Here is a 14732-nt window from a genome sequence, read left to right on the forward strand (position 1 = left end):
TATGATGAATGAAAAATGGGAAGAACAGTTCCGTGAACAGATCCATGAATTTGTTGGAACGATCGAGAAGTTCGATAAGGGAGAGATCGACCGTAAGGCATACAAGGGAATCTCCGGTGGATTCGGAAGCTATGCACAGCATGATCCGTCAAAGCACATGCTGCGTCTCAGAATGGCAGGCGGGAACCTGACGGAAAAACGTCTGGAATTCCTCGCCGAGGCAGTGAGAGATTACGGTGTGGAGCTTATGAAGCTTACCACCTGTGAGACCGTGCAGCTCCACAACCTGAAAGCAGAGCAGGTTCCGGTCCTCATGGAGAAAGCCATCGCGAGTGAGATTTACAGCAGAGGCGGCGGTGGAGACAATCCGAGAAATATCATGATGAGTCCTCTCTCCGGCGTGCAGAAAGGTGAGGCATTCGATGTAAAACCGTATGCGGAGGCAGCGGCAGAGTACCTGCTCTCTATTGCTGGCGAGATCCACATGCCGAGAAAGTTAAAAGTAGCCTTCAGCAACGGTGCGGATGATTCCGTACACAGCGCCTTCCGCGATATGGGATTTATGGCAAACCCGGATGGAACCTTTACACTTCGCATCGCGGGCGGACTCGGCGGCGGCTATAAGATGGGAATCCTTGTGGATGAACATGTCGCGGCGACGGAGATCCTTTACTACATCCGTGCCATGATCGAGACATTCTGCCAGCATGGAAATTATGAAAACCGCGCGAAGGCCCGTACCCGCTTTATGCAGGAGACTCTGGGCACTGATGGTTTAAAGGAAGCGTTCCTTGAGAATGTGGCAAAGGTAAAAGAAAAAGGCGGTCTTGACCTTCATGTGGAAGCAAAGCCGGTAACAAAGAAAGGCAGCGGCGAGATTTCCGGAAAGCGTGTAGTCGCACAGAAACAGCCGGGACTCTATGCGGTGGCATACCACCCGATTGGTGGATGTCTTCCGGCAGGAAAACCTGCGGAGCTTCTTACTCTTGTAAGAGAGATCCCGGACGCAGAGTGCCGGATCGCTCCGTATGAGACGATCTACATCATCAACCTCACTGCTGACGAGGCGAAGAAAGTCCTTGAAGCGACAAACGACGGCGCTCAGAGCACTTTTGAGAACAGTGTAGCCTGTATCGGTGCTGCAATCTGCCAGCAGGGTGTAAGAGACAGTCAGGCGGCGCTCAGAGCGGCTGTGGAGGCAGTCCGTGAGGCCGGGATCCCGGACGGAGCGCTTCCGAGGATCTGTATTTCCGGATGCCCGTCCAGCTGTTCCGGACACCAGGCGGCAGCCATCGGTTTCCAGGGAGCGGCAAAGTCTGTTGACGGAAAGCCGGAGTCCGCGTTTAAGATGTTTGTAGGCGGAAGCGATAAGCTGGGTGCCGCAAAGTTCGGCGAGGCCGGAGCTGTGATCTTAGAGCGCGATCTGCCGAAATTCTTCGTGGACCTTGGAAAAGCCGTTGCCAGCCGGAACATGAACTGGGAGACATGGATCGTGGGGCATGAGGATGAATTTAAGGCGATTGTGGAAAAGTACGCTTAAGAGGAAATCATACGTGGAAAAGTGGGAAAATCCGAGAATGAAAGTAAGCAGCAGAGGCAGCGAAAGCTTTCGTTCAGAGCCCGAATTCATATAAGTAAAAGAGGGCTTTTTAAGAAAGTACGTAACTATTCAGTACCTTCATAGTTACGTGCAAAAATCCATTCCAGATCAGCTTCGCTGATGGGATTTTTGCTTTCCAGCCTATGTTTTCTTACGGTCAGCGCAGCAAGTGCGCAGACCTACTGAACAGTTACGAAAGTACTTCATATTTGAATAACAACATAAAAACGGTCGACAGCGAAAAAACTGTCGGCCGTTTTGTATTTTCGAAAATGATTTTAGGGCAGATGCATCCTGGAAAAATATCTTTTACATCTCAATCAACTGAAACTCCACCTGTCTGGCCCGCAGCATCTGTGCTTCCCGGCGATGGCATGTGAAAATAATGATCTGGCCTCCATAGGCGGAGGCGAGCCATTCCAGTGCCGTCTTCAGGCGCTCATCATCATACTGTGTAAAGCTGTCATCGAAGATCAGCGGGAAGCCGGAGCCGGATCCCTGGAGAAGCTTTGCGGCGGCGAGACGCAGGGCGAGATAGACCTGGTCCATGGTTCCGCTGCTGACGTTCTCGAGGGGAACCAGCTTTGTCTTCGTGTTTAAGAAGACATTCAGATTCTCGTCGATGCTCATGCTGTCATAGATCCCGCCGGTGATTCCGGTAATGTACTGGGACGCTTCTTTATTCAGGTAGAGTCCGAAGGAATCACGGATCGAGGAGGAGAGATCTGCCATAGTCTCCTGGGCAAGATCGATGGCGACGATCTCATCGTGGATCCTGTCGTTTTCCGCCAGTGTCCGCTTCAATGCCTTCGCCTTATTTTTACAGTTGCTCAAATGCTCTAATTTCTTCTCAAGCTCCCACTGGGTCCGCTGCTGTTTCTCGATCATCTCGCTGCAGCCGGCCTGTTTCGTCTGGAGATTGCTTAAATCTTCTAAGAACTTCCTGATCTCTGCCTCAGACTGGGTAACCATATCGCAGAGCTTTGAGAATTCGCCCATTCTCGCCCGGAACGCGTTCATGGCATCCTCAGACACTGCGGAATCGCCGAGATGTCTCGCGAGAAGCGCGCCAAGTTCAGAGGAAGTATTGTCGAACAATCTGTGGTATTCTTTATCTTTCTGGAGGATGAACAGGGAGATGATAAAGAAGATCACAGCCGCCGTGGCTGCCGCGCCACAGACCGGAAGATAGGCGGTGAGGTTGAAATATCCAAGTGTCGCTGCAGCCCCCAGTCCTGCGACTCCGAGAACCGCTGTGAGACCGGAAAGAACCTTCCTGGACTTCTTGTTACACTCCCCATTCAGAGTATTATATTCGCTGTAAAGCCTCTCCGCGTCGGAAGACATGGCATCCACGGATGCCCGGTCTGTAAAGCCGTTGTCAGACAGCACCTTTTTCCCATTTGCCAGTTTCTCGTCCAGATCCTTTTTCTGTGTCTGGGTGTTGTCGATCAGGCCCTTGACCTGGGTCCGCATATTCTGGTAGGCGGCGAGCTGGTTCTCGTACTCCGGACCGGCGATCTCCGCCTCCACATTCCGGATCTCCGCGAGAAGAGAGGTAAACTCCCGGCTCGCCTCTGGGATCAGACCCGCCTCGAGGGAACGTTTCTGGTTTCTCAAAAACGCAGTCGCTTTTGTGATATTTAAGGAAATATTGCCGGTGGTGTTCATGTTGGCAATATAATTCTTTAATTCCGTCACCATCCCGTCTTCGGTGGCACTCTTTAACTGACCAATACTGATGGTGTTGTTGTACATGGTCTCGGTGAGACCGTCAAGCAGGCTGGAGACAAATGCAGGTGTCGCCTCTTCCTCCAGTCCTTTCGTCTCATTGATGATCTTTAAAGACTTATTTTCCTTCCGGAACCGGCGCTCGATGCGGTAGATGGTTCCGTCCTTTTCCAGTCTCAGCCATCCCTCGTAGGTTCCGCTGTTCTCCCAGGGCTCGTACTTTGTATACAGATCATTCTTTGCCGCCCGTCCGCGCCCGCGCTCGATGCCGAAGAGCATGCCGCGGATGAAGGTGTGAAGCGTGGATTTTCCGGCTTCGTTCTTTCCGTAGATAATGTTGATCCCGTCGTTGAAGGAGATGGTCCGGTCATGAAATTTTCCGAAACCGTCGATATGTAATTCGAGTAATCTCATGGCTGGCTCCTTTCATCTTTTGTCATAAGCAGGGCATGAATTCCATAGTACAGGGCTTTCTTCTCCACCGGGCTCATATCATCCTTCATGAGTGCCTGGATATAAAAGCCGATCATGTCGCTTGGATGTTCCGCGAACAGTGCGTGGAAATCATACTGTGGCTCCGACTCGTCCAGGATCTCGATAATATTCCACTGACCGGAGAGAAAATCCAGGTCAAAGCTGATATCCGGGTCTCGCATACCGCGGATCCGGAAGCGGTAGATATTGTTGGCACCGCGCTTGCGGATCTCGTCGGCGATGATCTGGGAAAGCTCGGTGTTTGTCGTCTGGGGCGTCACATTGACCACGAGCGGGATATACTGGGCCTGGCAGACTTCCTTAAACTGCAGGGAGGTCACATGTCCGCTGGTGGTGTCGATCTCGCCGATAAAATATCCGTGAGGTCCGGTCTCCGTCATGTCAAGCGGTTCCGGGGAACCGGCGTAGGCCATGCGGTTTTCCAGAAGAATCTCCGGTTTGTGGATATGTCCCAGGGCGATGTAGGAGAACGGGGATGCGGCCAGCGCATTCCGATCAAATGGGACATGTTTCGCGTCACCGCCGTGGAGCATGAGAATTCTGGTGCGTCTCGAGGCCGGCAGGGAAATATTGTCGGCTTTCGCCTCGGTGATCTCGGCCGTGTGGTAGCTGAAGCCGTAGACCTCCGTGTTCAGTTCCTCGAAATAGACGGAAGAGAGGTTCTCGTCCATCAGAAATGTGACGTTCGGGGCCCAGGTGAAGCTGAGAAGTGCAGAACTTTTCCGAATCCGGTCATGATTTCCGGCGATGATGACAACGCGGGTTCCCGGAATCGTGGAGAACAGGTAGTTGACCTCTTTCAGATCCCGCGCTAAGGGCTGGCGGTGGAATAAGTCACCGGAGATCAGAAGAAGGTCCGCGCGGGAGTCCCTGGCGTCCTCGATGATCCCCTGGAACGTCAGACGGATCGCCTGTTCCCGCTTTTTGCCCCAGGGCTTATCGCTGTCCGGGATCATGCCCCAGTGGATATCGGCGGTGTGAATAAATTTCATACATTCCTCCATGGTGTATGGATTGCAGATACACTGCGCTCCAGTATCAAGATAGTGGACTGTGAAAGTCCGCAAAAACGTGTTTCTCAGGTTACCGCGGCAGTTCGGTCACCAGAGGATCGCCGTCGCGTAAATGTGAAAAGGAGCGCAACAGATCTCTGTGCGCTCCCTTGCGGCTGCCTTGCATCGAAAGGACGCGGCGGGCTGCTGTTTCTTTATAATTCGCAGTTATTAACGGTACGCGGGAACGGAACTACGTCGCGGATATTGCCCATTCCTGTGAGGTACATTACGCAGCGCTCGAAGCCGAGACCGAAACCGGAGTGGCGGACGCTGCCGTACTTTCTCAGATCGAGATAGAAACCGTAGTCTTCCGGCTTTAATCCGAGTTCGTTCATGCGGGCAAGGAGCTTTTCGTAATCGTCCTCACGCTGGCTTCCGCCGATGATCTCGCCGATACCCGGAACGAGACAGTCCACAGCGGCAACGGTCTTTCCGTCCGGATTTAATTTCATGTAGAACGCCTTGATCTCCTTCGGGTAGTCGGTAACGAATACCGGTCTCTTGAAGATCTTTTCTGTCAGATAGCGCTCATGCTCTGTCTGGAGATCGCAGCCCCAGAATACCTTGTAATCGAATTCGTCGTTGTGCTCTTCAAGGAGCTTTACAGCCTCTGTGTAGGTAACATGGCCGAATTCGGAATTTAATACGTGGTTTAAGCGGTCGAGAAGTCCCTTGTCAACGAACTGGTTGAAGAAATTCATCTCGGACGGAGCGTTCTCGAGAACGTAGCGGATCACGTACTTTAACATGCCTTCAGCGACAGCCATATTGTCATCGAGATCTGCGAATGCCATCTCCGGCTCGATCATCCAGAACTCGGCAGCATGACGGGTCGTGTTGGAATTCTCAGCACGGAAGGTCGGTCCGAAGGTGTAAACATTGCGGAATGCCATTGCGTAGGTCTCAGCGTTTAACTGTCCGCTTACGGTAAGGCTTGTATGCTTTCCGAAGAAGTCCTTGCTGTAATCAACTGCGCCGTCCTCAGTCTTCGGAACGTTATCAAGATCGAGAGTCGTTACCTGGAACATCTCACCGGCACCCTCACAGTCACTGGAGGTGATTAACGGAGTGTGGACATAGACGAAGCCCTGCTCCTGGAAGTACTGATGGATCGCGTAAGCAATCAGGGAACGCACACGGAATACAGCCTGGAATGTATTGGTACGCGCGCGAAGGTGCGGGATCGTACGAAGATATTCGAAGGTGTGGCGTTTTTTCTGGAGCGGGTAGTCTGCGCTGGAAGCCCCCTCAACGGTAACTTCTGTTGCCTGGATCTCAAACGGCTGCTTTGCCTCCGGTGTTGCCACAAGAGTACCTTTAACGATGATGGAAGCGCCGACGTTTAATTTGGAGACCTCAGCGAAGTTTGCCATTGTGTCATGGTAAACGATCTGTAAGGTGTCGAAGTTTGTACCGTCGTTTAATACGATAAAGCCGAATGCCTTGGAGTCACGAATGCTGCGGATCCATCCGCCGACAGTGATCTCCTTATCTAAATATTTCTCACGCTCTTTAAAGAGCTCTTTGACTGTTGTCAACTGCATGATTCTTCCTTCTCCTTATATCTCTCTTCTTAGCTTAGATAAATGTGCAATCTGGTATTAGTATAGCGTATTTTTTATGGGGATTCAAGGTGAAATGGGCATAACACGGGGGTTTTCGGGAGTTTTTTAAAGGCTTCCCGAGCAGAAATTACAGAGTCCATCAAGATTTGTAAGTAAAATAGAAATAGAAAAATAAGTTTTTATAGAAAAATCCCGAAATATCGACTATAATAATAATAAAATAGCACACGGGAGGGCAAACGAATGAATATTTACGATCGGATCAAGACCATGAGCGATGAGATGGCAGGTGACCTTACAGCGCAGAGACGTGACTTTCATAAGTACGCGGAGCCGGGCTGGTTTGAGATGAGGACATCGTCCATTATTGCGCGGAAACTGACAGAGCTCGGATATGAAGTGCTTGTCGGAGATCAGGTCTGCAAAAAGGATTCCAGAATGGGCGTTCCGTCTGAGGAAAAGTTAGAGGAACAGTATGAGCGTGCCGTTGCCCAGGGAGCGGATCCGGAGTTTGTTAAGTACACAAAGGGAGGAATGACCGGTGTGATCGGAATCCTGCGCTGCGGCGAGGGCCCGACGGTTGCCATGCGGTTTGATATCGATGCCCTCGGCGTATTCGAGGAACATGATCCGAGCCACAGACCGGCGAAGGAGGGATTTAACTCCGTAAATGAAGGCTTCATGCATGCCTGCGGACATGATGGACATGCCACCATCGGTCTCGGTGTGGCGAAAGTTCTGATGTCTATAAAGGACCAGCTTCACGGAACAGTAAAGCTGATCTTCCAGCCGGCGGAAGAGGGCGTCCGCGGCGCGAAATCCATCGTTGATAACGGACACCTTGACGGTGTGGATTACCTGATCGGCTCTCATGTGACAAATAAGAAAGAGGACGATCCGGCAGTGGTAATTCCGGGAAGCTATGGTTCTCTCGCAACGACAAAATATGATGTGATCTTCCACGGAAAATCTGCCCATGCGGGCGGATCACCGGAGGTTGGACGGAATGTCATGCTGGCAGTCGGAACGGCGATCTTAAACCTTTATGCGATCCCGCGTCACTCCGGCGGTGTGTCCAGAGTAAATGTGGGAACCGTTGTCGCCGGAAGCGGACGGAATGTTATCGCGGACGAGGCGAAGATGGAGATCGAGGTCCGCGGTGAGACCACCGAGATCAACGAGTACATGAAAAATTACGCAGTGAACATTATCGAGAGCGCGGCAAAAATGCACGGATGCACCTGTGAGATGAAGCTTATGGGCGCGGCAAACTCCCTGGCGAGCAGTGAGGCGCTGATGGAGCGGGTGAAGAGAGTCTGCGAGGAAGATCTCCATTTGCCGGTTGCGAAGGAAATGAGCAGCAAAAACGGCGGCAGCGAGGATGTCTCCTATATGATGAACCGCGTCCAGGAACAGGGCGGACAGGCGACCTTCATGCGCGTCCTCACCCACGAAGCCGGCCCGGGTCACAGCCGTATCTTCGATATCGACGAGCAGGTTCTTCCGAATGCGGTGAAGATCTTCTGCGGTGTGGTTTATGACATTATGCACTAATGGGTGAGAAGGGCATGCGATAAAAAGCGACAGATAAAAAGAGCTCCGGCCAATTTGCCGGAGCTCTTTTCATAAATGCGAGAAGGCACTTTTATGCCATGATCTTGCGGAACAGGTCTTTCAGGTCCTCTACGCTGGCATCCTTCGGGTTGCCCGGCGCGCAGGCATCTGCATGTGCGGACTCTGCAAGGAACGGAAGGTCTTCCTCTTTGATCGCCTCAAGGACAGACGGAATTCCGACATCCGCGGAAAGCTTCTTGACAGCGTCAACAGCAGCCTTCCGGTATTCGTCCTGAGACATGGAATCAACATTTGCAACGCCCATTGCACGCGCGATCTCACGATATTTTTCGCCGGTGCATTCCTGATTATATTCCATAACGATCGGAAGCATCATTGCGCAGGCAACACCGTGCGGGGTATCATAGACAGCACCGAGTGTGTGTGCCATGGAGTGGGCGATGCCAAGACCAACGTTGGAGAAGCCCATACCGGCAATGTACTGACCGAGAGCCATTCCCTCGCGGCCTTCCTTTGTGTTTGCCACAGCACCGCGCAGGGATTTTGAGATGATCTCGATGGCTTTCAGATGGAACATATCGGTCATTTCCCAGGCAGCTTTTGTTGTGTAGCCTTCGATGGCATGGGTCAGGGCATCCATACCGGTGGAAGCGGTAAGTCCCTTTGGCATGGAGGACATCATATCCGGGTCAACAACAGCAATGATCGGCATGTCATGCGGGTCAACGCATACAAATTTACGCTTTCTTTCGATATCGGTGATAACATAGTTGATCGTAACCTCGGCAGCAGTACCGGCTGTTGTCGGAACGGCGATGATCGGAACACACGGTTTTTTCGTCGGTGCAACACCCTCAAGACTTCTTACATCCTCAAATTCCGGGTTTGCGATGATGATGCCGATCGCTTTGGAGGTATCCATGGAGGAGCCGCCGCCGATGGCGATCAGGTAGTCAGCGCCGGATGCCTTAAATGCTTCAACACCGTGCTGGACATTCTGGATCGTCGGGTTTGCTTTAATATCGGAGTAGAGCTCGTAGTCAAGACCGTTTGCGGTCAGAATGTCGGTTACTTTGGCGGTAACCTTGAATTTTACGAGATCCGGGTCGGAACATACGAACGCCTTTTTAAAGCCGTGGGCTTTCGCCTCGTTCGCGATCTCCTGAATCGCGCCTGCTCCGTGATAAGATGTCTGATTTAACATAATACGATTTGCCATGATAAAAAACTCCTTCCATGAATACTTGCTCTCAAAAGCTTTCTGTGCCTTTGTTATTATATTAACAAATTTGAAGGGCAAAAAGAAAGTTACAGAAAAGGTCAAGTGTAACACTTTAAGGAAAATCGACATATTGCAAAAGAAAGACATAGAAAAATTGTGCAAAATAACAATAGATCAGGACAGCAGATGAAGCTCAAGAAACAGATCCCGCAATGCTGCCGGCATCGCGCGGACGAGAAGCCCGGCAAACTGGGACGGGGTTAGGTCCATGCCACCGAGAACCCACTTTACGGTCATGGTGATCGAGCCCTGACAGTACATTTCCAGAAGAAAATGGATCTCAGGGGTGGCCGGTCTGCCGCTTTTTTCCCGGATCAGATTTTCATAAAAGGCGAGGATCAGCTTAAAATCATGCTCCCGCAGGGAATTCTGCCTGTCATAGCGGAATGCAGCGGCAAAAAACGCCTTTTCCTCCTGAATATATGTAAATTTTTTCTCCAGGCTGTCAAGGACCGTGGTCCCGCGTCCCATATGTTCAAAGGAGCGGGCGAGGAGCTTGTCGAAATACCAGTTGATCAGGTCATATTTATCAAGAAAATTCCGGTAAAAGGTCTGGCGGGTGACGCCGCAGCGCTCTGTGATCTGGCGGACAGTGATCGCATCGACCGGAGTTGTCTTCATGCATTCCTTCATGGCTGCGGCGAGACGGTATTTTGTTTTTTCCCCCTTCATGGCAGGCGTGCTGGATTCGATCATTAAAAGCTCCTTTCTACGGTATCGCGACCGGTGCTATTGTATTCAGTAAATTCTATCATATTTTTCCCAAGGGAGAAAGTCTTTTTGCTCCGGTTAGCTCCCTCTTCAGATATCATCGGGAAGCGTTCAAAAAAACCCCGTATTATCCGCGATCGAGTCACGCGGATGATACGGAGTTTTTGTTATACCTGAATGAGCTTCAGATGGCTGAGCCCAAAGGCAGACCGGTTTTTATGAGAGACCGATCACAACGGCAAGGATCACAGCGATGGATCCGAATGCAAACAGGACAGCCTGGAATTTGATCTGGAATTTTGCCCATTTGCCCCAGTCGAGCTTTGCTGCGGCCAGCGCGCCTAAGAGACAGCCGGAGGTCGGAACGATGAAGTTTGTGAAGGCGTCACCAAGCTGGTACGCAACAACAGCAACCTGTCTCTCGACACCGACAAGATCGGCGAGAGGAGCCATGATCGGCATGGTAAGTGCAGCCTGTCCGGAACCGGATACAACGAAGAAGTTGAACACGGACTGGAAGATATACATAAACCATGCGGAGATCACCGGCGGGAAATTCTGCATTCCGTCGCTGATGCTGTGAAGGATCGTATTTAAGACTGTACCGTCGGTTGCACTTGTGCCACCGAGGATGATGATAATACCCTGCGCCATTCCGACACACATTGCAGCGCCTAAAAGATCGGCAGCACCGTGGTCGAAGGATTTTGCGATATCATTTACTTTCATGTCATTCAGCTTGAAGACAACGCCGATGATACCGGAAACAAGACCCATCACGAAGAACTGGGAAGCGATCTCCGGGATATAGTAGCCCTCGCTTACAACGCCCCAGATCGTCCATACCATGCAGGCAGCGACCGTGAGGAGAACAAGCTTGTGGCCGAGAGTGAACGGCGGCATCTCTTTGCCGTTCTTTGCGAATTCTTTTCTGTATTCTTCGTCAGATTCATACGCAACGGAGAGCTGCGGATCTTTCTTGATCTTTACTGCGTAGCGCATCGTGAAGACGATCGTAAGTCCTGTGAAGAAGATCCATAACGGGATACGGAACCATGCACCGGACATGACCGGAATACCGGCAACACCCTGAGCAACAGCCAGTCCGAACGGATTCTGCCAGGAAGAACCGAAGCCGATCTGTGTAGATACGTAGGAGCACATAATTCCGACAACTGCGTCATACCCCATTGCGATAAACATTGGTACGAGGATCATAACGAACGGAATTGCCTCCTCACCCATACCGAAGACTGCGCCTCCGAGGGAGAACAGGACTACGAGGATCGGGATCAGAAGGATCTCGCGTCCGTTTGTCAAAGCGATGACCCGCATAATGCCGCTTTCTATCGCGCCTGTCCGGAGAACGATACCGAAGGCACCGCCAACGACCAGAATGAAGGCGATGATTCCGACAGCGGTACCATTCTTATCGCCGACGGTCATACCCTCGAATACATAGTTTAAAATTCCCTGACCGCCAAAGTCCTCGGTTCCGAAGATCGGAGCTGCTTTGGTCACTTTGTTTCCGTTTTCATCCAGAATATACTGGAAGCTTTCCGGATCCAGAACGGTTCTTGTTTTTTCCACGCCGTTCTGCATATACGTGATTTCTTTTGTGTCGTATTTACCCAACGGGATAAATACGGTGAGCAGAGCCGCGAACAGAATGACACCAAAAATGATGATGTAAGTGTGCGGCATCTGGAAGCCCTTTTTTTTCTCCATGGCTTATCCCCCCATAATTGTATTCTCTGCCTGTGAAATCCCCCGCACAGGTAGTGTATCTACTATATTAACATAAATTCTGTGATACGTCATTACTCTTTTCCTTTAATCCTACATATTAATAGTTGCTGTACAGGGGTAGGAATTTTCTGAACTGAAAATTCCGTACAATACAGTGGTGGCAGTGGATTTTGCCGATTCGGAATGCGAAGCATCGGCAAAATCAGTTACTGTTTGCGCAAGGCGTGAACAGTAACTATTAATAGGTTTATACAATTTCGAATCAGCATTTTTGGTACTTATGTAACCAATCAGGAACATAGGTATTGTATTGCGTATCATACAAAAAGAAAAAAATGTCAGAATATACACAAAATTGGGATTGAAAGGATGAAAAGTTTGTTCACATCTTCTAAAAAGTATGTTATAATAGAGTCACCATCTAAGAAACTAATGTATGGGACAAAAAGAGCAGCAAGAGGTGATATCATGGTAAAAAAAGAGATGATAGCGATGCTGTTGGCAGGAGGACAGGGAAGCCGCCTCGGTGTATTAACACAGAAAGTGGCAAAACCGGCCGTCTCCTTCGGCGGAAAGTACAGAATTATTGATTTCCCGCTCAGCAACTGCATCAACTCTGGTGTTGATACTGTGGGAGTATTGACCCAGTACCAGCCCTTACGTTTAAACGCGCACATTGGAATCGGTATTCCGTGGGACTTAGACCGCAACGTCGGCGGCGTTACGATCCTGCCCCCTTACGAGAGAAGTAAAGGCAGCGACTGGTATACAGGAACCGCGAACGCAATTTACCAGAATCTGGAGTACATGGAGTCCTACAATCCGGAATACGTTCTGATCCTTTCCGGCGACCACATCTACAAAATGGATTATGAGGTCATGCTGGAATATCACAAAGCGAATAATGCGGATGTCACGATTGCCGCTATGCCGGTGCCGATCGAGGAAGCAAGCCGTTTCGGAATCCTGATCACGGATGACAACAATAAGATCACGGAATTTGAGGAAAAACCGGCGAACCCGAGAAGCAACCTCGCTTCCATGGGTATCTATATCTTCAGCTGGAAGGCACTGAAGGAAGCGCTCATCAAGCTTTCCGAGGAGCCGGGCTGTGATTTCGGAAAACATGTGATCCCGTATTGCTTCGAGCAGGGCAAACGGATCTTTGCATATGAGTACAATGGTTACTGGAAAGATGTCGGAACTCTCGGCTCCTACTGGGAAGCAAATATGGAGCTCATCGACATTATTCCGGAATTCAACCTGTATGAGGAATACTGGAAGATCTATACAAAGAGCGACCGGATCCCGCCGCAGTATATTTCCGCGGACGCGAAGATCACAAAGTGTATCATCGGCGAAGGTTCCGAGATCTACGGAGAGGTAACGAACTCTGTGATCGGATCCGGCGTAACGATCGAGAAAGGCGCTGTAGTCAAAGACTCCATCATCATGCAGGACAGCGTGATCGGTGAAGGCGCGGTGATAGAAAAAGCGATCGTGGCCGAGGACGTAAAGGTCGGCGCCGGGGCGCACCTTGGTGTTGGTGAATATGCGCCGAGCAAATATGACCAGAAAGTATACCAGTTTGATCTTGTGACGATCGGCGAACACTCTGTGATCCCGGAGAACGTAAAGATCGGCAAGAATACAGCAATTTCAGGTGTGACGACCGCGGAGGATTATCCGGACGGAGCGCTTGAGAGCGGCGGCTACATTGTAAAGGCAGGTGGAATCGTATGAGAGCAATCGGTATTGTTTTAGCAGGCGGAAACAGCAAGCGGATGCGCGAACTTTCCAATAAGAGAGCGATCGCGGCGATGCCGATCGCGGGCAGTTTCCGAAGCGTGGATTTTGCGTTAAGCAATATGAGCAACTCTCATATCCAGAGCGTTGCCGTACTGACACAGTATAACTCCCGCTCCTTAAATGAACATTTAAGCTCTTCCAAATGGTGGGATTTCGGAAGAAAACAGGGCGGAATGTATGTATTTACTCCGACGATCACGGCGGAGCACAGCGACTGGTACCGCGGAACAGCAGACGCGCTCTACCAGAATCTGGACTTTTTAAAGAAAAGCCACGAACCATATGTAGTGATCGCTGCCGGAGACGGTATCTATAAGCTGGACTACAATAAGGTCCTGGAATATCATATCGAAAAGAAAGCCGATATCACGGTTGTCTGCAAGGACATGCCGGGTGATGTGGATGTGACACGTTTCGGTATGGTGAAGACGAATGCCGACGGACGGATCGTTGAGTTTGAGGAGAAGCCGATGGTGGCTGATTCCCACACGATCTCCTGCGGTATCTATGTTGTCCGCCGCCGTCAGCTTATCGAACTTATCGAGCGCTGCGCGAACGAGGACAGATATGACTTCGTACAGGACATTCTGGTGCGCTACAAAGGTCTCAAGCGGGTCTATGCGTACAAGTTAAATACATACTGGAGCAACATCGCTTCTGTCGATGCTTACTACCAGACAAATATGGACTTCTTAAAACCGGAAGTGCGCAATTACTTCTTCAAAGAGTATCCGGATATCTACTCCAAGGTGGATGACCTTCCGCCGGCAAAATACAATCCGGGCGCAGTTGTGAAGAACAGCTTGGTATCCAGCGGCTGTATCTTAAACGGAACGGTAGAGAATTCAGTTCTGTTTAAGAAGGTCTATATCGGAAACAACTGTATCATCAAGAATTCGATCATCTTAAATGACGTGTATATTGGGGATAATACCGTTATCGAGAACTGCATCGTTGAGAGCCGTGATACGATCCGGGCGAATACGACGTATATCGGAAAGCCGGACGATGTGAAGATCGTGATCGAGAAGAACGAGAGATATACCCTGTAAAAAGGGTGCCGCAGTTCGGAGACGGGATATTCCGGACGGTGCGGTAAAGGCAGAAAGACAGGCATTCAAATATTGACTGGCCGGTGATTACATAAAATCTGCGGGGAG

The 14732-nt window shown here is 50.5% G+C and carries 10 protein-coding genes; 4 read left to right on the top strand and 6 right to left on the bottom strand.

Annotated features, from left to right (window positions below; genetic code table 11):
- Window position 1 precedes the first annotated feature (1 nt).
- Window positions 2–1540, top strand: a complete 1539-nt coding sequence (locus tag ABCW45_RS06730) for a nitrite/sulfite reductase (protein WP_343220523.1) — start codon at window positions 2–4, stop codon at window positions 1538–1540.
- A 369-nt stretch (window positions 1541–1909) separates the two neighbouring features.
- Here ABCW45_RS06730 and ABCW45_RS06735 read toward each other — a convergent pair whose 3' ends face one another.
- The 3 genes from ABCW45_RS06735 to asnS form a co-directional block, all read right to left on the bottom strand.
- A complete protein-coding gene (locus ABCW45_RS06735; protein WP_117469017.1) occupies window positions 1910–3745 on the bottom strand; it encodes an ATP-binding protein in 1836 nt (611 codons plus the stop codon).
- Window positions 3742–4818, bottom strand: a complete 1077-nt coding sequence (locus ABCW45_RS06740) for a metallophosphoesterase family protein (RefSeq protein ID WP_117469018.1) — start codon at window positions 4816–4818, stop codon at window positions 3742–3744. The genes ABCW45_RS06735 and ABCW45_RS06740 overlap by 4 nt, the downstream gene beginning before the upstream one ends.
- Before the next feature lie 215 nt (window positions 4819–5033).
- Complete coding sequence (asnS, locus tag ABCW45_RS06745) at window positions 5034–6425, bottom strand: asparagine--tRNA ligase (RefSeq protein ID WP_343220524.1); 1392 nt, start codon at window positions 6423–6425, stop codon at window positions 5034–5036.
- Between the two features lie 264 nt (window positions 6426–6689).
- On the opposite strand from asnS, the gene ABCW45_RS06750 reads away from it, so the two are divergent.
- Complete coding sequence (locus ABCW45_RS06750) at window positions 6690–8000, top strand: amidohydrolase (RefSeq protein ID WP_117483517.1); 1311 nt, start codon at window positions 6690–6692, stop codon at window positions 7998–8000.
- Window positions 8001–8091: 91 nt separating this feature from the next.
- On the opposite strand, the gene fucO is transcribed toward ABCW45_RS06750, so the two are convergent.
- From fucO to yfcC, 3 genes are all read right to left on the bottom strand, one after another.
- Window positions 8092–9240, bottom strand: a complete 1149-nt coding sequence (gene fucO, locus ABCW45_RS06755) for a lactaldehyde reductase (RefSeq protein WP_015553018.1) — start codon at window positions 9238–9240, stop codon at window positions 8092–8094.
- 177 nt (window positions 9241–9417) lie between these two features.
- Entirely contained in the window at window positions 9418–9999 is a 582-nt protein-coding gene (locus ABCW45_RS06760) for a TetR/AcrR family transcriptional regulator C-terminal domain-containing protein (RefSeq protein ID WP_343220525.1), read from the bottom strand.
- A gap of 231 nt (window positions 10000–10230) precedes the next feature.
- Window positions 10231–11742 (bottom strand): putative basic amino acid antiporter YfcC, encoded by a 1512-nt coding sequence (gene yfcC / locus ABCW45_RS06765; RefSeq protein ID WP_015553020.1) that lies wholly within the window; start codon window positions 11740–11742, stop codon window positions 10231–10233.
- Between the two features lie 489 nt (window positions 11743–12231).
- Here yfcC and ABCW45_RS06770 point away from each other — a divergent pair, with 489 nt between their 5' ends.
- Together ABCW45_RS06770 and glgD are read left to right on the top strand one after the other, a co-directional pair.
- Window positions 12232–13506, top strand: coding sequence for a glucose-1-phosphate adenylyltransferase (locus ABCW45_RS06770; RefSeq protein WP_117503103.1), 1275 nt, complete (start codon window positions 12232–12234; stop codon window positions 13504–13506).
- Complete coding sequence (gene glgD, locus ABCW45_RS06775) at window positions 13503–14624, top strand: glucose-1-phosphate adenylyltransferase subunit GlgD (RefSeq protein ID WP_117469024.1); 1122 nt, start codon at window positions 13503–13505, stop codon at window positions 14622–14624. The genes ABCW45_RS06770 and glgD overlap by 4 nt, the downstream gene beginning before the upstream one ends.
- Window positions 14625–14732: the final 108 nt, after the last annotated feature.

The organism is Pilosibacter fragilis (genome assembly GCF_032490495.1).
Taxonomy (GTDB): Bacteria; Bacillota; Clostridia; order Lachnospirales; family Lachnospiraceae; genus Pilosibacter; species Pilosibacter fragilis.